This is a genomic window from Caballeronia concitans (assembly GCF_001544615.1).
In the GTDB taxonomy this organism is placed as follows: Bacteria; Pseudomonadota; Gammaproteobacteria; order Burkholderiales; family Burkholderiaceae; genus Caballeronia; species Caballeronia concitans.
The window spans coordinates 1-18,417 of the sequence record NZ_FCNV02000023.1; the positions used below are offsets into that span (position 1 = coordinate 1).

The window sequence follows — 18,417 nt, forward strand, 5'->3', positions numbered from 1 at the left end:
GACCGTGAAACGACTCCACGCCGATGATAGTGCGGATTGCCCGTGTGAAAGTAGGTAATCGTCAGGCTCCTCATGCAATAAACAAAAACCCCACCCCGCAAAGGTGGGGTTTTTGCGTTTGGGCCGGCGAAATCAGCCCATATCTCAGCACAAGCAGCATCCGGACGGGACCATTCTGTCGGTAAAATGGCGCAATGCCGACCCCATCGGAGCGCACATGAGAACGAGCCTGTTGATTGCCGCTGTCAGCGTCGCGTTGCTGGCGACGGCTTGTGGCAAGAAGAACGATGCGAGCGAGTCCAGCCTGGGCGACGCTATCACCGCCGACATGAAAACCAATCGCGGTCTGCTATGCCTCAATCGCAGCGGACGCGGTCCTTTCACATTTCCATCGACATATTCGGCGCGCGACCTCAATGAATACTCGGCCGCGGCATTGCGCGAGCAACTGGCGGCGCTCGAGAAGAGCGGTCTGATCGCGCGGGCCGCAGCCACGCCGAACAACGCAACCGCTAGCGCTAACGCGAACACCAGCACGCAGCAGAACGCCGTCGCGTATAGCCTGACGGGCGAAGGTCAGAAGTACGCGGTCGAGACCGTTCGGCAGGCGGGCGATCCCAACGCCACCGCCGATTCCCGCGTCTGGATGCTCTGCTATGCGCACGTCAAGCTCGACAAGGTGGTCGGCTGGACGGAGCCGGATCCGAACGCGCATCGCACGGACGTGACTTACACGTATAAGCTCGACAACGTGGCGCCGTGGGCCGACGATCGCGACATCAAGCGCGCGTTCACCGACCTGGTCGCCGCCGATCGCGAAGCCGGCGAAACGAAGCTGCACGTCACGCTCGAACAGCGGCCCGACGGCTGGGCCAGGGTGGATTGAGGCACGTGTCCGTTTCTTTCGACGATCTCTCTTCCGGCCCGCCGCGCATGTCGGATGTCGCGCGGCTCGCCGGCGTCTCGAAGATGACCGTATCGCGCGTGCTCGCCGGCCACAGCGTTGCACCGGCGACGCGCGAGCGCGTGCAGCAAGCCATCGATGAACTCGGTTATGTGGCCGATGCCGCCGCCGGCGCGCTGTCGTCCGGGCGCTCCGAATTCGTCGCGGTGCTCGTGCCGTCGCTCGCAAGCTCCAACTTTTCCGACACCGTTCGCGGTCTGTCCGCAGCCCTCGAACCGCACGGGCTGCAACTGCTCATCGGTGACACCGACTATCACCTCGACCGCGAGGAAAACCTCGTGCGCTCGATGCTGCGCCACCAGCCGCGCTGCATAGCGCTAACGGGATCGCGTCACACGGAAGCGACGCGCACCCTGTTGCGCCGCGCGGGCGTGCCGGTCGTCGAGATGTGGGACTTCCCGTCCGATCCGATCGACGCCGCCGTCGGTTTCTCCAACGTCAACGCGGCGCGCGAGATGGTGCGCTATCTCGCGGGGCGCGGCCACCAGCGCATCGGCTTCATTGGCGGTGCAAGCGAGCTGGACCGGCGCGGCCTCGATCGTCTGAAGGGTTTTCGCATGGAGATGAAAGCGCTCGGGCTCGATGCCGGGCGCGTCATTCGTCTGGGCGATTCACCGATCACGATGAGTCATGGCGGCCCCGCGATGGCCGCGCTGCTCGAAGCCTGGCCCGACACGCAAGCGGTGATGTGCGTGAGCGACATGTCCGCTTTCGGCGCGATAATGGAATGTCATCGGCGCGGGATCAAGGTGCCGGACGACATCGCGGTCGCGGGCTTCGGCAACTTCGAAGTGGCCGCCTGCTGCATGCCGTCGATCACGACGATTTCCGTCGACGCATACGGCATCGGCCTGCGTACCGGCGCGGCCTTGCTGGCCGCGCTCGAAGCGTACGAGCAGGGCGTCGTGCGGCACGCGGGCAAGCGCATCCGCGTCGATTACGAAGTGGTCACGCGCGAGAGCGCATAAGTCAGCGGGTGCCGGAATTTGCGTGCTACCATGCACGAAATGTTACCGGTAACGCAGGCGCGTCAACAGGCCTTGCGTCGCATGAGCAATCCCCACGGAGAGAGACATGTCCCAGCAAACCCCCCGCCGTCTGCGCAGCCAGGAATGGTTCGACGATCCTTCGCATGCCGACATGACCGCGCTCTATGTCGAGCGCTTCATGAACTACGGCCTCACGCGCGAAGAGCTGCAGTCGGGCCGGCCGATCATCGGCATTGCGCAGACGGGCAGCGATCTCGCGCCGTGTAATCGGCATCACATCGAGCTGGCCGCGCGCACCAAGGCCGGTATCCGCGATGCCGGCGGCATTCCGATGGAGTTTCCCGTGCATCCGCTCGCGGAGCAGAGCCGCCGCCCGACCGCCGCGCTGGATCGCAATCTCGCGTACCTCGGGCTCGTCGAGATCCTGCACGGCTTTCCGCTCGATGGCGTCGTGCTCACGACCGGCTGCGACAAGACCACGCCCGCGTGCCTGATGGCTGCGGGCACGGTCGATATGCCCGCCATCGTGCTGTCCGGCGGCCCGATGCTCGACGGATGGTATGAAGGCAAACGCGTCGGCTCCGGCACGGTCATCTGGCACGCGCGCAATCTGCTCGCGGCGGGCGAGATCGATTACGAAGGCTTCATGCGACTGACGACCGCATCGTCGCCGTCGATCGGACATTGCAACACGATGGGCACCGCGCTCTCGATGAACAGCCTCGCCGAAGCGCTCGGCATGTCGCTGCCGACGTGCGCGAGCATTCCGGCCGCGTATCGCGAGCGCGGGCAGATGGCGTATGCAACGGGCAAGCGCATCGTCGATATGGTGCGCGAGGACTTGCGTCCGTCGAAGATCATGACGCGCGATGCGTTCCGTAATGCGATCGTGGTGGCGTCGGCGTTGGGTGCATCGACGAATTGCCCGCCGCATTTGATCGCGATCGCGCGGCATATGGGTATCGAATTGAGTCTGGAGGATTGGCAGCGCGACGGTGAGCAGGTGCCGCTCATCGTGAACTGCATGCCGGCGGGCGAATATCTCGGCGAGAGTTTCCATCGCGCGGGCGGGGTGCCGGCCGTGCTGCGCGAACTCGATGCAGCTGGTCTGCTGCACCGCGATTGCCACACGGTCTCGGGCCGCACGATCGGCGAAATTGCCGACGAAGCAGCCGTCGCCGATCGCGACGTGATCCGCACCGCCGACGATCCGCTGAAGCACGGCGCGGGCTTCATGGTGCTGTCGGGCAATTTCTTCGACAGCGCGATCATGAAGATGTCGGTCGTGGGCGAAGCCTTCACGAAGACCTATCTCAGCGAGCCGGGCGCGGAAAACGTGTTCGAAGCGCGCGCCATTGTGTTCAATGGCCCCGAGGATTATCACGACCGCATCAACGATCCCGCGCTCGAAATCGACGAGCATTGCATTCTCGTGATTCGCGGTTGCGGCACGGTCGGTTATCCGGGCAGCGCGGAAGTGGTGAACATGGCGCCGCCGGCGGAACTGATCAAGCGCGGCGTCGATTCGCTGCCCTGCATGGGCGATGGCCGGCAAAGCGGCACGTCCGCGAGTCCGTCGATTCTGAACATGTCGCCGGAAGCCGCGGTCGGCGGCGGCCTCGCGCTGCTGCGCACGAATGACCGCATTCGCGTCGATCTGAACGCGCGCTCGGTCGACGTGCTGCTCGACGAAAGCGAACTCGCAAGCCGCCGCGATCAGGCTGCGTTCGCGGCGCCCGCTGCGCAGACGCCTTGGCAAGAGCTGTATCGGCAGACGGTCGGACAGCTATCGACCGGCGGATGCCTCGAACCCGCGACGCTCTATCTGAAGGTCATCGAGACGCGCGGCAATCCGCGTCATTCGCACTGAGCGTCACACGCGCGCATCGCGGCGCGGCGCGATGCGCGGCGTCGTTTTGAGCGTCGGCATGGTGCCGCTTTCGATGTGATGCTGCACGGCATCGGCGGCGTCGAAATAGCGGCGCTCGTCGAGCCAATGCCACACGGCGGCGAGAAAGAGACCGAGTCCCTCGTGTCCGCAATGCGCGATGACATCGGCGATGCCTTCCGCAAGCGCCTCGTCGCGTCCATGTGTGGTGAACGCGCTCGCCACATGCGATGCGGTGCGCGAAACGAGCATCGCGTGCATCGGATGCAAATGCGGATTGAACGTGCGCGATGCGTGACTTCTGAATCGGCTGCCGGCCATGAGGCCCCCCGTGGTCGATGCCGGCGTGCCGCGTCTTCAAGACGCGCGCCGCCGTTGGTTATTTCGATCGCCGCCTTGTTGCGGCGTCGCCCGGATAACGCAAAAAGCGGGCCGAAGGTGCGCAAATTGCTGCGGCGCCTTGCCAGCAGCACGTCTGCGGCGGCGCCGGGCTACACATCGTGATACTGAATGGCGTCCTTTTCTACATGTCGTATGAAGGAACGTTAGGGTGTGTCACGCTCATGCGCCAACGCCGTGTTGAAGCTACCGATAGCCCGTCGCGAAATGCGTGCGTCGCGCTGTGCGCGCTCGCGCTGCTCTATGGATCCTCTTCACACAACGAGGAGCCGCGCCGGTACGCATCGGGCGAGCCGCAGCCGCTGCATCATGCGAGGCACACGTCGGCGGGTTTCGAGAACAACTATGGCGATCTGCCGCGCGCGTCCTTCCTGAAATGGCAATGGGAACGCATCACGCAGGGCTTGCCGAAGCCGCCGGCGAACGGCTATCGCTTTCCGATGGCGCATCCCGATGTCGCGTTCCTGAAAGCAAATCGCACCGTCGATACGCTCACGTGGATCGGTCACGCCAGCGCACTCGTGCAGATCGACGGCGTCAATATCCTCACCGATCCCGTGTTCTCCGAACGCGCGTCGCCATTCTCGTTCGCCGGGCCGAAGCGCAAGACGCCGCCCGGCATGACGCTCGATCAATTGCCGCATATCGATGTCGTGCTGATCTCGCACAATCATTACGATCATCTCGACAAGCCGAGCATCGAAGCGCTCAACCGGCAGCCAGGCGGTCCGCCGCGCTTTCTCGTGCCACTGGGCGTGAAGGCGTGGATGACGGGCATCGGCGTGACGAACGCGGAGGAATTCGACTGGGGCGATGAAACGCGTGCCGCCGGTCTCGATATCTGGTTCGCGCCGGCGCAGCATTGGTCGGCGCGCACGCCGTTCGATCGCGCGAAGACGCTGTGGGGCAGTTGGGTCGTGAAGACGCGCAAGGACGCCGCGCATGCCTATTCATTGTTCTTTGCCGGCGACACCGGCTATTCACCGGATTTCCGCAACATCGGCGCGCGCTTCGGCGGCTTCGATCTCGCGCTGATTCCTATCGGCGCTTACGATCCGCGCTGGTTCATGCACGCGCAGCATGTCGATCCCGAAGAAGCCGTGCGCATATTCGAGGATCTGCATGCGAAGAAAGCGATCGGCATTCACTGGGGCACTTTCGAGTTGACGGACGAAGCGCTCGACGAACCGCCGCGCCGTCTCGCCGATGCCGTTCGTCATGCCGGCCTACCCGCCGATGCGTTCACGGTGCTCGAACACGGCGAAACGATCCGTCTGAATACGCCTGAAAACTAGTGGCCAAACCGTCATGACAAAGAAAAACGCGCGGACTGCCAGGTCCGCGCGTGATTCATTGCAGCACGTGCAAGGCAATCAGCGTCATCGCCTGAACACGCCGAGCAACAACGTTGCAAGGAAGATCACGATGAAGATGAAGAACAGGATCTTGGCGATTTCCGCCGCGCCCGTCGCAATCCCGCCGAAGCCGAAAAAGGCCGCGATGAGCGCGATGATGAAAAATATGACAGCGTAACGGAGCATGAAGCCTCCCACGAGGATCGGTTGGTGGTTCGATTCGCATGCGGACAGACACCGTCGCCGCCTTCGCTCATCGGTCGTGCCGCGCTTTTATTCAAGTTGGCGCGGTACGAAGGGACAAAGCAACGCGTGTGCCCAACGCGGCGTATCGCTTTTCGAGCATCCAAAGCAAAAACGCCGCAAGCCCTTAAAAATAGGCTTTGCGGCGTCAGTTGCGCGCTGCGAGGCGCGCGGTTGCGGTGTCGTGTCTAGCGGCTTAGCGTGCGATCGGAGTCGGTTTCGTCGTCCTCGTCTTCGTCGTCCTCGACGCTGTTTTGCGCATCCATCAGATGGCTCTTCAGTTCATCGCGCTCTATTTGATCGGCTAACTCGAGGGATTTGCGCGTGGCGGGACCGGACGGGCGGTTGGCTCCAGACATGGCGTACTCCTTGAACAGATTGCAAAGCCGCGCCGAAACCGGCGCGAACCGGGGAACGAAAAGGCTTATACACACCGGATGATGAAACCGCCTCGAAGGATATTCGACGCGGCATACGCTGAGAGTCGATCATGACAGCAGCGTTCAACGCAAAAAGCGGAGAGTGCTGAATTGCCGTCCCATTCTTGCAAGCGGGAAGGCACTTTTTGCGTGGCCGGCGCGTAAGCCAAGTATGCACGGGTCCCACAGCGGGGCAAAGTGCTTTATCGACTCAGCGATCCACGTTCCAGCTATGCAAGGAAATGCGCGACGATGGGATAGAGCGACAGCACGAGCAGCGCGGCCATCGTGATGTTGAACGCGCGCAACAGTCGCGGCCGCGCGAGAAAGCGCCGCAGCGACATGCCGAACGCCGCCCAGGCGACGATGCACGGCATCCCGATCACGACGAACACCACGGCCATCAGCGCCGCGTTGAGCGAAAGGCTCGCGTGCAGGTGGATGGTGGTTGCGGCGGTGAGCACCATCATCCAGGCTTTCGGATTCACCCACTGAAACGCAACCGCTTCATAAAAGCGCATGGGCCGGCGCTCGCCGTCGCGCATCTGCACGGACGACGACGTGCCGATCTTCCACGCGAGGTAAAGCAGATACATCACGCTCAGCGTTTCGAGCACGGTATAGAGCCACGGAAAACGATCGAAGGCCTGCGCGAGTCCGAGGCCCACCGCGAGCATCAGGAGCGCGACGCCCGCGCTGATGCCGAGCACATGCGGCACCGTGCGCTTGAGTCCGAAGTTGACGCCCGAGGCGAGCAGCATCGTGTTATTGGGGCCGGGCGTGATGCTCGTCACGAGCACGAAAAGCGCGGCGGCGGGCAGGGCGTTGAGCAGTTCGGATGGCATGGCGCGGTTTGGCAAGTTGAATCGATTCCGGCCAGTTTAAGCGCTCGCATCTGTACAGTACCGGTACACCTCGAGACATGAATTCCGGTACGGCGCGCGCGCTTCTGTGCCGTCTGAAGCGGAAGCGCGCGCCGCGCGACGCATCACACCGGAAACGGATTTCTCTCCGAAAACCCTTCCTGATGCCAGTACGGGTAGGCCGGTCGCACCTTGCTGGCCTCATCGAGCTTCTTCACTTGCTCCGGCGTCAGATTCCAGCCGACGGCGCCAAGGTTCTGCCGCAGCTGCTCTTCGTTACGCGCGCCGATCAGCACGGTCGCGACGGTCGGACGCTGCAGCAGCCAGTTCAACGCGATTTGCGGCACGGTCTTGCCGGTCTCCGCCGCGATGGCGTCGAGCGCATCGACCACGCGATACAGATACTCGTCGGGCACGGGCGGACCCATGTCGGCGGTTTTATGCAGACGGCTCGACTCGGGCAGCGGCTGGCCGCGCCGAATCTTGCCCGTGAGGCGTCCCCATCCGAGCGGACTCCAGATGACGGCACCGACGCCCTGATCGATTCCGAGCGGCATCAGTTCCCACTCGTAGTCGCGGCCGATCAGCGAGTAATACGTCTGATTCGCGACATAGCGCGGATAACCGTAGCGGTCCGCGACATCGAGCGATTTCTGCAGATGCCAGCCCGAGAAATTGGACACGCCCGTATAGCGGATCTTGCCCGCGCGCACGAGGTCGTCGAGCGTGGAGAGCGTTTCTTCGACGGGCGTTTTCGCATCGAATCCATGAAGCTGGAACAGATCGATGTAATCGGTCTGCAGGCGCTTCAATGCGTCGTTGACCGCGTTGATGAGATGAAAGCGCGAAGAGCCGACACTGTTAGGCTCGTCCGCATCGAAACGAAAGGTGGCTTTCGTCGAGACGATGACCTTGTCGCGCCGGCCCTTCAGCGCTTCGCCGAGGATGGATTCCGATGCGCCGCGTGAATAGATGTCGGCGGTATCGAACATGGTGACGCCCGCATCGAGACAGATGTCGATGAGCTGACGCGCTTCACTCACATCCGTCTCGCCCCACGCCTGAAAGAATTCGCCCTTCCCGCCGAACGTGCCGGTGCCGAAGCTCAGCACAGGCACCTTGAAGCCGGAAGCACCCAGATGTCGATATTCCATCGCATGTCCTCTGAATAGTCGAACTACGGTTATCGAAGCATGACGCGCGTGATATGCGATGACGAGACTACCGCAACGGCCTGACGCGTGCAGGGAACGCAGAATGCGCGGCATCGCGGGCACGCTGCTTGCAAAATGCTGACGCATAGGTCGCGGCGAACGCGCGACATCCACGCATGCATGACGGAGAGCGCTTGAACGACATTCCCCTGCGCGATTCCCGCGCGAATGCGATGACATCGGAGAAACGCGACGAATCTTTCTTCGAGCCGGCGCGCAACTGCGCGAGCGTGCGTCATGCGGATCGCTTCAGCCTGCTGATCGACGGCGCCGATTATTTTCGCGTGCTGCGCGAGGCGATCACGCGCGCGGAGCGCACCGTCTTTATTCTCGGCTGGGATATCGACAGCCGCATGAAGCTCACGCCCGAAGGATCGGACGACGGCTATCCGGACGCGCTCGGCGACTTCCTGCACGCGATCGCCGCTGAAAAGCGCCGCTTGCGCATCTACATTCTCGCGTGGGACTTCGCGATGCTCTACGCGTTCGAACGCGAATGGCTGCCGGTCTACAAGATGGGCTGGCGCACGCATCGGCGTATCGCGTTTCAAATGGACGGCAAGCATCCGACGGGCGGCTCGCAGCATCAGAAGATCGTCGTGATCGACGACCGGCTCGCGTTCGTCGGCGGTCTCGATCTGACGCGCTCGCGCTGGGACACGCCGGCGCATTCGCCCGACGACCCGCATCGACGCGATGCGAACGGCGCGAAATACCAGCCGTTTCACGATGTCCACACGATGTTCGACGGCGAGGCCGCGCGCGAAATCGGCCAGCTCGCGCGTGAACGATGGGCGCGCGCATGCGGCAGGCGGCTCGCGATTCGCGCGCATCGCGTGGCGCTGCAAGACGATCCGTGGCCGCCTTCGCGCGCCGTCGATATCGAAGACGTGCAGCTCGCTATTTCGCTTACCGAACCCGCGTATATGGGCCGCCCCGCCGTGCAGCAGATTCGCACGCAGTATCTCGACGCCATCGCGCGCGCGCGGCGCAGCATTTACATCGAGAACCAGTACTTCACGTCGGGCACCATCGGCGCGGCGCTTTCCGAATCGCTCGAGCGCGAAGACGGCCCCGACATCGCGATCGTCGCGCCGCGCAATCAGAGCGGATGGCTGCAGGAAGTGACAATGGGCGTGCTGCGCGCGCGCCTGCACAAGCTTCTGAAAAGCGCGGACCGTCATGGACGCTACCGGCTGCTGTGCCCGACCGTGCCCAACCTGGGCGATCAGATCGTCAACGTGCATAGCAAGCTGATGATCGTCGATGACGAATTGCTGATCGTCGGTTCCGCGAATCTGAACAATCGGTCGATGGTGCTCGACAGCGAGTGCAACGTATCGATCGATGCCGGCGCGGACAAGCGCCTGCGCAGCGCGATCGCCACGATGCGCGACACGCTGCTCGCCGAACATCTCGGCTGTCAGGTCGCTGACGTCGTGCGCGAGCGCGAAGCGCGCGGCAGTCTCAACGCCACGATTCAGGCGCTATCGCGCGATCGCAATGAACATCGCACGCTGGTGCCGCTCGATCCCGAAGTGTCGCGCGAACTCGATCAGCTCATTCCGCCCGAAGCGCTCGTCGATCCCGAAACGCCCATTGCCGCCGATGAACTCGTCGATCAATTCGTGCCTGCGGAAAAGACGCGTCCGCTGATCGGCCGCTTCGCGCTGCTCGGCGTGCTCGCGCTCTTGATCGTCGGCGTGGCCGCTGCATGGCACTGGACGCCGCTCGGCGAATACGTGAACCTGAAGTCCCTCACCAACGCGACGCGCCGCATCGACGCGCTGCCGCTCGCGCCGCTATGGATCCTGCTCTGCTATGTCGCGGCGGCCGTGATCGCCGTGCCGATCACGCTGCTGATCGCAACGACGGGTCTCGTGTTCGGCGCGGGATGGGGCAGCGCATACGCGTTCGCGGGCACGATCATCGCGGCTTCCGTGTCGTACTTGCTCGGGCAGTGGCTCGGCCGCGATGCGGTGCGCAAGCTCGCGGGCGCGCGCGTGAACCGGCTTTCGGAACGCGTGGCGCGGCGCGGCATCGTCGCGGTCGTCGTGTTGCGGCTGTTGCCGGTCGCGCCGTTCGCCATCGTGAATCTGGTGGCCGGTGCATCGCATCTGCGCATGCGCGATTTCCTGATCGGCACGCTGCTCGGCATGGGCCCCGGCATTCTGCTGACGGTCGCGTTCGCGCATCAACTCGTGGCGTCGCTGCGTCATCCGACGATCGGCTCGTTCGCGGTGCTGATCGGCATCGGCGCGGTGCTGATCGGCGTGTCGATACTGCTGCAGCGCTTTCTCGGCCGCCGCGACAAACACGAAGACGAAGTGCCCGAAGGCGCACCGAGCGATGCCGACAAGGCGCGCGCAAGCGACGAAGCGCAACGCGCGAGCCGGCTGCGCGAACAAAGCGCCATGCAGCGCGATACCGCCGACGACGCATCGTCGCGCAATCACGACGAGGTCAGCCCATGACGTTGATGCACGAGGCCGGAATCGATATCGAACACATGAGCGCGACGCGCGCGAAGGAACTGCGCATCGCGACGTACAACGTGCACGGCGCGGTGGGCATCGACGGCAAGTTCGCACCGGAGCGCATTGCCGGCGTGCTCGCCGAAATGGATGCGGACATCTTCGCGCTGCAGGAAGTGCCGCTCGGCGGCAACGGTCATCCCGATGTGCTCGACGTGTTGCAACGCATGACGGAACTGCATGCCGTCGCGGGCCCGACGCTCGATACACCCGAGCGCCGTTATGGCAACGCGGTGCTCACGCGTTATCCGGTGCGCTCGGTGCGCACGCTCGATCTTTCTTTTCGAAGCCGCGAGCCGCGCGGTGCGCTCGATGCGGACATCGATTGCGGCGGCGAACTATGGCGCGTGGTCGCGACGCATCTGGGACTCGCATCGAGCGAGCGTCGCGCGCAGGTGGATCAGGTGCTGCAAAGTTTCGATACGCCCGCGCTTCCCGTCATCCTGCTGGGCGATCTGAACGAGTGGTTCGTTTATGGCCGCACGCTGCGGCGCCTCGTCACGCGCTTTCATCGTGCGAGCGCGTTGCGCACGTTTCCGACGCGCTGGCCGCTCTTCGCGCTCGATCGAATCTGGGTGCATCCGGGCGAACGGCTCATGCGTGTCGATGTGCATCGCACGCCGCTTGCACGCATCGCGTCGGATCACTATCCGCTGATCGCGCACATCGCACGCCGTTCGTCGCGTCACGTTTGAAGCGCATTTGCATGCATCGAAACGCATGCCATGCATGACGAACGGCTTGCGTGTCAGCGCCACGCTACGAAAAACCCCTATAAAAGCGATATAAAAACGCAAAAGACTCGCACGAACGCTTCAGGGCTATGTAGAATCCGGCGTTGATACGAACGCATCGGTGCTGACGTATTCCGATATCACTGACCAAAACAGGTAGGAGAAACATGCCGACTTCCGCAAAAACCGCTGCCAAGAAAGCCACGGCCAAGAAGGCCACGGTGAAGACCGCTGCACCGGCAAAGAAAGCAGCATCGAAGGTTGCCGCGAAGAAAGTACCCACCAAGAGCGTCGCCGTGAAGAAGACCGCGGGCGCACTGTCGCCGATCAAGGACACCTTCACGAAGGCATCGCTCGCCGTGCATCTGGCAGAGCGCGCCGACGTGGACGTCAAGGCGGTCAAGGCCGTGCTGGTCGCGCTGGAAGACACCATCCTCGGTTCGGTGCACAAGAAGGGCGCTGGCGAATTCACGCTGTCGGGCCTCTTGAAGATCTCCGCGCAAGCCGTCCCGGCGAAGAAGAAGCGCTTCGGCAAAGACCCGTTCACCGGCGAAGAGCGCTGGTTCCCGGCCAAGCCGGCTAGCGTGCGCATCAAGGCACGCGCGCTGAAGAAGCTGAAGGACGCAGCGGCTTAAGCGCTAACTCGGTCTAACGACTGGATGCGTGAAGAGGCCAGCTTCCCTTGAAGGGGAAGCCGGCCTCTTTTGCTTTGTTGCATCGCAGCCGATGCTGCATCACGTTATTTAGATCACGCGCTTTCGAACACTGACGCTACCCAGTCCACGAAAACCCGCACACGTGCCGACAGTTGACGGCTCTGCGGATAAAGCACCGAAACGGGCATCGGTGGCGGCGGCAGCGCGGGAAGCACGCATTGCAGGCGTCCATCGGTGAGTGCATCGTTCACGTGATAACGCGGAACCTGAACGATGCCGAGTCCCGCGAGCGCCGCTTGCGTATAGAGCTCGACGCCGGTAACCGATATCGTCGATGCAAGCTCGATCGATTCGATGCCGCCGTTTACCGCGAACTCCAGCGGCGCGGCTCTGCCCGTTGCGCTCGATATGTAATCGACCGCGCGATGCGACGCGGCGAGCGCTTCGAGATCCGCAGGCATGCCGTATCGCGCGATGTAAGCCGGACTCGCCACCGTCACTTGTTCGAGCAGCGCAACGCGCCGCGCGATCATCGACGAATCCTGTAGCGTGCCCGCGCGCAACACGCAATCCACGCCTTCACGCACGAGATCGACGAGCCTGTCGTCCTCGCCGATATGCAGTTCGATTTGCGCATGACGTTCGAGAAACGCGGGCAGCGCGGGCATGATGAAATAGCGCGCCAGCGTGCCTTGCAGATTCACGCGCAACAATCCATTCGGCGCTGCATGCCGGAACGATCCCTCGGCCTCTTCGAGGTCCTGAATCAGGCGCACGCAGCGCTGATAATGCGCTTCGCCATCGTGCGTGAGGCGCACCGTGCGCGTCGTGCGTTCGAGCAGGCGCGCGCCGAGTCGCTCTTCCATGCGTTTCATCAGATTGGTGACGGTGGCGCGCGGCATCTGCAAGTCGTCGGCGGCCTGCGTGAAGCTATGCCGCTCCGCAATGCGCACGAAGACCTGCATTTCCTGAAAGCGATCCATGATTCAAGGGCTTTTCGTGATGTTGGCGTAATGCGTTCGATTGTTGAAGCAACTGGAACGATGATACTAAGCCGCGCACGATGATCGCCGGAAGCGAATGATTCATGATGCTTCGCAGGCAAACCACGTTTGAGGAGCAGGTCATGAGTCAGAGGCAAGCGAAGCGTGTGGCGATCGTCACCGGTGCATCGCGCGGCATCGGTGCGGCGATTGCGCGGCGGCTCGCGCGCGAAGGCTTCGCGGTCGCGATCAATTACGCATCGAGCGCGAAGGAAGCGGATGCGCTCGTCGAAGAACTGCGCGCGTCGGGCGGCGCGGCCATCGCGGTGAAGGCGGACGTCGCGAACGCCGACGATGTTCGGCATCTCTTCGATACCGTCGAAGCCGAACTCGGCAAAGTCGATGCGCTCATCAACAACGCGGGCGTGCTGAAGACCGCGCCCCTCGCCGATACGAGCGACGCGCTCTACGATCAGACCTTCGGCATCAACGTGCGCGGCACGTTCAACACGCTGCGTGAAGCGGCGTCGCGGATGAAGGCGGGCGGGCGCATCGTCAACTTTTCGAGCACGACGCTCGCGTTGAACATGCCCGGCTATGCCATCTATAACGCGACGAAGGCCGCCGTCGAAGCGTTCACGCATGTGTTCGCTAAGGAGTTGCGCGGGCGCAATATCACCGTGAATGCGGTCGCGCCGGGACCGGTGGCGACGTCGCTCTTTCTCGACGGCAAGACCGACGAACAGATCGCGAGCTTCTCGAAGATGCCGCCGCTCGAGCGCCTCGGGCAGCCCGACGATATCGCGTCAGTGGTAGCGTTTCTCGTCGGCGCGGATGGTGCGTGGGTCAACGGACAGGTATTGCGCGCGAACGGCGGACTCGCCTAGACGAGCAGTGCGAGCTGGTCCGCGCTCGTGTTCGCGTGCTTTCGCGCGGCTGCTCGCTTCGCAGGCGGCGCGCTGACCACAACCGGCGCTTCCTGCACGACGAGATTGAACGCAGGACGCGCATCGCATGCGATCCATTCGAGCTGTCCTGACGCGAGACGCTTCGCGATGAGCGCGTAGACGTCGGCATCGAAAGGGCGCAGTTCGGGCGCGTCGGCGAGCAATGCGGCGATGTCGTCGCGCGTCTCGCACGTTCCCACATAGCACCATCGATCGATCACATGCCACGCCTCGCGGCCCGTGTGCGCGTCGCGCTCGGCGATGGCGACGGGACCGTCATGAGGCCAGCGCACGACACGCGCGTGCTCGAGCGCCTCCAGCGCGCGCGATGCGTGATCCGCGAACGATTCCGCGCCCGCGCATGCGCCGAGACAACGCCGCACCTGATAACCGAAGCAGCCGCGCATGCGCCCCGGCGGCGCTTTCTCGATGCCGAGCGTCGCGGGACATAGCTTGTGTTCATCGGCGAGATGACGCATGAACGCATGCGCCTTCGCACGCGAAGCGAACACGCCGAAGACATGATGCTCGCGCGACAGATCGCGCCTGTTCGCACGCAGAAGCGTGGGCGCGGGCGCGCCGGGCAGCCATTGCCACGCGCACGTCGCCGATGCGCGCTTCAGCAGCCGGTTGTGTACCGGCTGCAAGTCCTTCACGAGCTTCGCTTCGAGCAGCAGCGCGCCGAGTTCGCCGACCGTCTCGCGGCATTCGATGCGCCGTATCGCCTGCGAGATCGACAGATCCTTCGCCAGCCGATGATCGCCCGAAAAATGCGCGCCCACGCGCTGCTTCAGATTGATGCTCTTGCCGACGTAGAGCGGCACGTCGTCGTCGCCATGAAAGAGATAGACGCCGGGCGACGACGGCAGCGCATCCAGCGCGCCTTCCGGCAGCGCGGCGGGCAGGCTCGCGCGCTTCACGAGCGCCTTCACGGCGGCATCGACGAGTTCCTGCGAGTAAAGCTCGTGAATCTTCTGCCAGAACTGCCAGAGCAGATCCGCGTCCGCGAGCGCGCGATGCCGTCCTTGCGGCGCGAGATTCAGGCGCGCGATCAGCGCATCGAGGCCATGCCGCTCGACCGACGGAAAGAGCGCACGCGACAGCCGCACCGTGCAGAGCGTATCCGCGCGAAACGCGATGCCCGCCCGACGGAATTCGTTCTTCAGAAAGCCGTAATCGAAGCGCGCGTTATGCGCGACGAAGAGCTTGCCGTCGAGCCGTTCCGCGAGCGCCGCCGCAAGCGATTCGAAGCTCGGCTGTCCGCGCAGCATCGCGTCGTCGATGCCCGTCAGGCGCGCGACGAACGGCGGCACCGGCATGCCCGGATCGACGAGCACGCTCCAGCGCTCGATGCCTGCCGTGCTCGCTTCCACCACGCCGATTTCGGTGATGCGATCCGCGGTGGCGTCGCTGCCCGTGGTCTCCAGATCGACGAACACGATCGGGCGCGCGAGACCGGCGAGCAGGGCATCGGCGAGGGAATCTTCTTGCATGAACGGCGGCGGCAACATAAAACGCGAATGAGCGCCGAGTCTAGCGCGAAAAGCGCGAAGGCATGCATTTCTCAAGCGAACGCCCGTGCTTGCCGTTAATCCGGAAATCCGGCGCGCGCGCTGCGACGGGCGAGCGTGATCTATACAATGGCGGCTTGGTTTTTGATTTCAGGTATATCGACATGACTTACTGCGTGGGCATGTGCGTGGACGAGGGCCTCGTGTTCCTGTCGGACACGCGCACCAACGCCGGCGTTGACCACGTCAGCGCCGCTCGCAAGATGGCCGTTTTCGAACAGCCCGGAGAGCGCGTGATCGTGCTTCTCGCGGCCGGCAATCTCGCGCTGACGCAAGCGGTGACGCAACTGCTCGCCGAACCTTCCAGCCCCGACGCGCCGACGCTCTATAGCTGCGCGAACATGGCCGAAGCGGCGCGCATCGTGGGCGATGCGGTGCGCGAGGTGCATCGGCGCGACGCGCTTTCGCTCGCGGAATTCAGCGTCGATTTCAATTGCAGCTTCATTCTCGGCGGACAGATCGCCGGACAAGTCCCGCGCATGTTCATGATTTACGCGGCGGGCAATTTCATCGAATCGACGCGCGTGTCGCCGTATTTTCAGATCGGCGAATCGAAGTACGGCAAGCCGATCATCGACCGCGTGATCACGCCCGCGTCGCCGCTCGACGAAGCCGCCAAATGCGCGCTCATTTCGATGGATTCCACGCTGCGTTCGAATCTCTCGGTCGGTCTGCCGCTCGATCTGCTGGTCTACGAAAAGGACTCGCTGCGCGTCACGCGCTTCGCCACGCTCGACAACAACAGCGCGTACTACCAGATGATCAACCGCACCTGGGGCGAGCGTCTGAGGCAGCTTTTCGGCGAGATTCCGAACCCGTCGTGGACCGATCTCGCCGATGTGCCGCTGCGTCCCCGCGAGTCGCGCGCGATGGTGCCGCGGCTCGTCATCGGCGATTTGCCGCCGGGCGGATCGGACGCGCCTGCGCAGACGCTCGCGCAGGACGTCGACGCAGCGGGGAACGCGCCGCAAGACTGAGCGCGGGTCGAAATCGGAAGTCACTTCGTGATTCAAAGCGAAGTGGCGTCATCGAATCAATAAGGATTCCGTAACATTCATCGCAAAGCAAAAAAACAGCCATCGGAAACCGATGGCTGTTCGAGATGCTGCTTGTCCGCTGACGCGGCACTTGCGTGCCACGCCGGCCGGTTGTTATTAGAACTTGTGGCGCAGGCCGATGAGGACCAGTTCCTGGTGGCTGCGGCCGCTGTCGAAGCCGAAGTCGCTGATCGAAGCCGTTGCGCCGACCGTGCGCGTACCGACGACGCCCGATGCGTTGGTCACGTTGTCGCGCTGCGTGCCGCTTGCGTGCTGGTAAGCGCCGACAGCATAGACGTCGGTGCGCTTCGACAGCGAGTAGTCGGCACCCAGGCTGACCTGGTGGTAGTTCGCCGACGTATCGCCGCTTGCGTGCGTGTACGTGTAGCCGAGGCCCAGCAGCGTAGCCGGCGTCAACTGGAAGTTGACGTAGCCATTGCCGACGTTGAACTTCTCTTGTTCCTGGAACAGCGAGTTGCCGTCGTTCTTGTACTGCGCGAAGCTGTACGATGCGCCGACCGTGAACGGGCCGAACACGTACTGGCCAGCGCCGCGAGCGATGCCGATGGCGTGAGCCGTCGAGTAGCCGCGGTTGATCACGGTGTTGAACAGCGAATCCGACGACGGGCTGTTCCAGCCGCTGTTCGTAGCGGTCAGGGGCGTGCGGCCTGCGCTCGGGTTGTTCACGTACAGGTAGCTGCCGGCGAGGCCGAACGGACCATTGTTATACGTGACCGCGCCGCCCCAGGTCTGGCCTTGGCCGGTCGTGCCCGCCAGGTTGCTGAAGCCGTAGATGCCTTCGAACTGGAAGCCCGAGAACACCGGCGAAACGTACTTGACGGCGTTGCTCACGCGCAGGCTGTTGTCGTAGTTGTCGACGTCGCCCGGCGTTGCGAATGCTGCGCCCCAGTAGTTGTCAGCCGTGAGGCCCTGAACCATGTCGACCGACGGGTCATATTGGCGACCCAGCGTGACCGTACCCCACTGGTTGCCGCTCAAACCGACGAACGCTTGACGGCCGAATTCGCGGCCGCCCTGGTTCAGACGACCCGTGCCCGGATCGAAGCCGCTTTCCAACTGGAACAGCGCCTTCAGACCGCCGCCCAGGTCTTCCTGGCCCTTCAGGCCCCAGCGCGGGCCGGACAGCGTGCCGTTGACCATGCCGAACAGGTGATCGCCAGTCGAGTTGGCGTGGCTCACATAGGCCAGGCCCGTATCGATCACGCCATACAGCGTCACGCTCGTTTGTGCCTGTGCTGCGCCGGCTGCGCCGAGCAAGGCCAGCGAGAGGGACGTCAGTGCGAATCGTTTCATCGAATTCTCCACGCGAATGATTAATATCGTTGTTACCGGCGCAGAGAATAACGCAACGTTTCGTAACTTAAAAAATGAAAAAATAAGAGTGTCTCGAAAAACACACACAGTAGCCGGAAGCCCGCCTATAAACGATCTCCGGCGATTCAGCAGGAGGATTTCAGGCGACAGACCGCTTCGCCTAAAGTTCCGCAGGGAGTTTCCCGGGGAATTTACGGTACTTCTTCCCGCATCGATTAATCGCAAATTCGACGACAAACGGCTGCGTTGCGATGCCGGCTTTCGACCCGAAGTGACGGCGTCAGCG

At 63.3% G+C, this 18,417-nt stretch carries 17 protein-coding genes; 9 read left to right on the forward strand and 8 right to left on the reverse strand.

Features of this window, described 5'->3' with window-relative positions; genetic code table 11:
- Positions 1–217: 217 nt before the first annotated feature.
- The 3 genes from AWB72_RS27415 (at position 218) to AWB72_RS27425 (ending at position 3,823) form a co-directional block, all read left to right on the forward strand.
- Positions 218–886: an SEN1982 family lipoprotein gene (locus AWB72_RS27415; RefSeq protein ID WP_040050230.1), complete on the forward strand. Its 669-nt coding sequence runs from the start codon at positions 218–220 to the stop codon at positions 884–886.
- A 47-nt stretch (positions 887–933) separates the two neighbouring features.
- Positions 934–1,932 (forward strand): LacI family DNA-binding transcriptional regulator, encoded by a 999-nt coding sequence (locus AWB72_RS27420; RefSeq protein WP_040050231.1) that lies wholly within the window; start codon positions 934–936, stop codon positions 1,930–1,932.
- Positions 1,933–2,038: 106 nt separating this feature from the next.
- Positions 2,039–3,823 carry an IlvD/Edd family dehydratase gene (locus AWB72_RS27425; RefSeq protein ID WP_040050232.1) on the forward strand — a complete coding sequence of 595 codons (1,785 nt, stop codon included), beginning with the start codon at positions 2,039–2,041 and terminating at the stop codon, positions 3,821–3,823.
- 3 nt (positions 3,824–3,826) lie between these two features.
- Here the strand turns inward: AWB72_RS27425 and AWB72_RS27430 are convergent, their stop codons facing one another.
- Positions 3,827–4,162, reverse strand: coding sequence for a hypothetical protein (locus tag AWB72_RS27430; RefSeq protein ID WP_040050233.1), 336 nt, complete (start codon positions 4,160–4,162; stop codon positions 3,827–3,829).
- A 242-nt stretch (positions 4,163–4,404) separates the two neighbouring features.
- Here AWB72_RS27430 and AWB72_RS27435 point away from each other — a divergent pair, with 242 nt between their 5' ends.
- The gene (locus AWB72_RS27435) at positions 4,405–5,535 is read left to right on the forward strand and encodes an MBL fold metallo-hydrolase (RefSeq protein WP_052449847.1); all 1,131 of its coding nucleotides are present in this window, start codon (positions 4,405–4,407) and stop codon (positions 5,533–5,535) included.
- A gap of 84 nt (positions 5,536–5,619) precedes the next feature.
- On the opposite strand, the gene AWB72_RS27440 is transcribed toward AWB72_RS27435, so the two are convergent.
- The 4 genes from AWB72_RS27440 to AWB72_RS27455 all read right to left on the reverse strand — a co-directional run bounded on the left by AWB72_RS27440 (position 5,620) and on the right by AWB72_RS27455 (position 8,274).
- Entirely contained in the window at positions 5,620–5,781 is a 162-nt protein-coding gene (locus AWB72_RS27440; RefSeq protein WP_035967564.1) for a DUF1328 domain-containing protein, read from the reverse strand.
- Positions 5,782–6,026: 245 nt separating this feature from the next.
- Entirely contained in the window at positions 6,027–6,197 is a 171-nt protein-coding gene (locus tag AWB72_RS29015) for a hypothetical protein (RefSeq protein ID WP_159459414.1), read from the reverse strand.
- 290 nt (positions 6,198–6,487) lie between these two features.
- Positions 6,488–7,102, reverse strand: a complete 615-nt coding sequence (locus AWB72_RS27450) for a LysE family translocator (RefSeq protein ID WP_040050235.1) — start codon at positions 7,100–7,102, stop codon at positions 6,488–6,490.
- Positions 7,103–7,245: 143 nt separating this feature from the next.
- Complete coding sequence (locus tag AWB72_RS27455; RefSeq protein WP_040050236.1) at positions 7,246–8,274, reverse strand: aldo/keto reductase; 1,029 nt, start codon at positions 8,272–8,274, stop codon at positions 7,246–7,248.
- A 233-nt stretch (positions 8,275–8,507) separates the two neighbouring features.
- Here AWB72_RS27455 and AWB72_RS27460 point away from each other — a divergent pair, with 233 nt between their 5' ends.
- The 3 genes from AWB72_RS27460 (at position 8,508) to AWB72_RS27470 (ending at position 12,237) form a co-directional block, all read left to right on the forward strand.
- Positions 8,508–10,808, forward strand: coding sequence for a VTT domain-containing protein (locus AWB72_RS27460; RefSeq protein WP_040050257.1), 2,301 nt, complete (start codon positions 8,508–8,510; stop codon positions 10,806–10,808).
- Positions 10,805–11,563 (forward strand): endonuclease/exonuclease/phosphatase family protein, encoded by a 759-nt coding sequence (locus AWB72_RS27465; RefSeq protein WP_040050237.1) that lies wholly within the window; start codon positions 10,805–10,807, stop codon positions 11,561–11,563. Before AWB72_RS27460 ends, AWB72_RS27465 begins: the two co-directional genes overlap by 4 nt.
- A 206-nt stretch (positions 11,564–11,769) precedes the next feature.
- Entirely contained in the window at positions 11,770–12,237 is a 468-nt protein-coding gene (locus tag AWB72_RS27470; protein ID WP_040050238.1) for an HU family DNA-binding protein, read from the forward strand.
- Between the two features lie 113 nt (positions 12,238–12,350).
- On the opposite strand, the gene AWB72_RS27475 is transcribed toward AWB72_RS27470, so the two are convergent.
- On the reverse strand, positions 12,351–13,241 hold the full coding sequence (locus AWB72_RS27475) for a LysR family transcriptional regulator (RefSeq protein WP_040050239.1): 891 nt from the start codon (positions 13,239–13,241) through the stop codon (positions 12,351–12,353).
- 143 nt (positions 13,242–13,384) lie between these two features.
- Between AWB72_RS27475 and AWB72_RS27480 the strand changes: the two genes are divergently transcribed.
- Positions 13,385–14,128, forward strand: a complete 744-nt coding sequence (locus tag AWB72_RS27480) for an SDR family oxidoreductase (protein WP_040050240.1) — start codon at positions 13,385–13,387, stop codon at positions 14,126–14,128.
- Here the strand turns inward: AWB72_RS27480 and AWB72_RS27485 are convergent.
- Entirely contained in the window at positions 14,125–15,681 is a 1,557-nt protein-coding gene (locus tag AWB72_RS27485; RefSeq protein ID WP_244285779.1) for a 3'-5' exonuclease family protein, read from the reverse strand. The two genes, AWB72_RS27480 and AWB72_RS27485, sit on opposite strands and share 4 nt — an antisense overlap.
- 182 nt (positions 15,682–15,863) lie before the next feature.
- Between AWB72_RS27485 and AWB72_RS27490 the strand changes: the two genes are divergently transcribed.
- Entirely contained in the window at positions 15,864–16,736 is an 873-nt protein-coding gene (locus AWB72_RS27490; protein ID WP_040050242.1) for a proteasome-type protease, read from the forward strand.
- Positions 16,737–16,913: 177 nt separating this feature from the next.
- Here the strand turns inward: AWB72_RS27490 and AWB72_RS27495 are convergent, their stop codons facing one another.
- Positions 16,914–18,110, reverse strand: a complete 1,197-nt coding sequence (locus AWB72_RS27495; protein WP_040050243.1) for a porin — start codon at positions 18,108–18,110, stop codon at positions 16,914–16,916.
- Positions 18,111–18,417 lie beyond the last annotated feature (307 nt).

What these genes read in the sequence shown, in the direction of transcription:
- AWB72_RS27495 (WP_040050243.1), bottom strand. Translation starts at nt 18,110, where the DNA reads ATGAAACGATTCGCACTGACGTCCCTCTCGCTGGCCTTGCTCGGCGCA.
- AWB72_RS27420 (WP_040050231.1), top strand. Translation starts at nt 934, where the DNA reads ATGTCGGATGTCGCGCGGCTCGCCGGCGTCTCGAAGATGACCGTATCG.
- AWB72_RS27425 (WP_040050232.1), top strand. Translation starts at nt 2,039, where the DNA reads ATGTCCCAGCAAACCCCCCGCCGTCTGCGCAGCCAGGAATGGTTCGAC.
- AWB72_RS27465 (WP_040050237.1), top strand. Translation starts at nt 10,805, where the DNA reads ATGACGTTGATGCACGAGGCCGGAATCGATATCGAACACATGAGCGCG.
- AWB72_RS29015 (WP_159459414.1), bottom strand. Translation starts at nt 6,197, where the DNA reads ATGTCTGGAGCCAACCGCCCGTCCGGTCCCGCCACGCGCAAATCCCTC.
- AWB72_RS27440 (WP_035967564.1), bottom strand. Translation starts at nt 5,781, where the DNA reads ATGCTCCGTTACGCTGTCATATTTTTCATCATCGCGCTCATCGCGGCC.
- AWB72_RS27455 (WP_040050236.1), bottom strand. Translation starts at nt 8,274, where the DNA reads ATGGAATATCGACATCTGGGTGCTTCCGGCTTCAAGGTGCCTGTGCTG.
- AWB72_RS27480 (WP_040050240.1), top strand. Translation starts at nt 13,385, where the DNA reads ATGAGTCAGAGGCAAGCGAAGCGTGTGGCGATCGTCACCGGTGCATCG.
- AWB72_RS27415 (WP_040050230.1), top strand. Translation starts at nt 218, where the DNA reads ATGAGAACGAGCCTGTTGATTGCCGCTGTCAGCGTCGCGTTGCTGGCG.
- AWB72_RS27475 (WP_040050239.1), bottom strand. Translation starts at nt 13,241, where the DNA reads ATGGATCGCTTTCAGGAAATGCAGGTCTTCGTGCGCATTGCGGAGCGG.
- AWB72_RS27450 (WP_040050235.1), bottom strand. Translation starts at nt 7,102, where the DNA reads ATGCCATCCGAACTGCTCAACGCCCTGCCCGCCGCCGCGCTTTTCGTG.
- AWB72_RS27490 (WP_040050242.1), top strand. Translation starts at nt 15,864, where the DNA reads ATGACTTACTGCGTGGGCATGTGCGTGGACGAGGGCCTCGTGTTCCTG.
- AWB72_RS27435 (WP_052449847.1), top strand. Translation starts at nt 4,405, where the DNA reads ATGCGCCAACGCCGTGTTGAAGCTACCGATAGCCCGTCGCGAAATGCG.
- AWB72_RS27430 (WP_040050233.1), bottom strand. Translation starts at nt 4,162, where the DNA reads ATGGCCGGCAGCCGATTCAGAAGTCACGCATCGCGCACGTTCAATCCG.
- AWB72_RS27470 (WP_040050238.1), top strand. Translation starts at nt 11,770, where the DNA reads ATGCCGACTTCCGCAAAAACCGCTGCCAAGAAAGCCACGGCCAAGAAG.
- AWB72_RS27485 (WP_244285779.1), bottom strand. Translation starts at nt 15,681, where the DNA reads ATGCAAGAAGATTCCCTCGCCGATGCCCTGCTCGCCGGTCTCGCGCGC.
- AWB72_RS27460 (WP_040050257.1), top strand. Translation starts at nt 8,508, where the DNA reads ATGACATCGGAGAAACGCGACGAATCTTTCTTCGAGCCGGCGCGCAAC.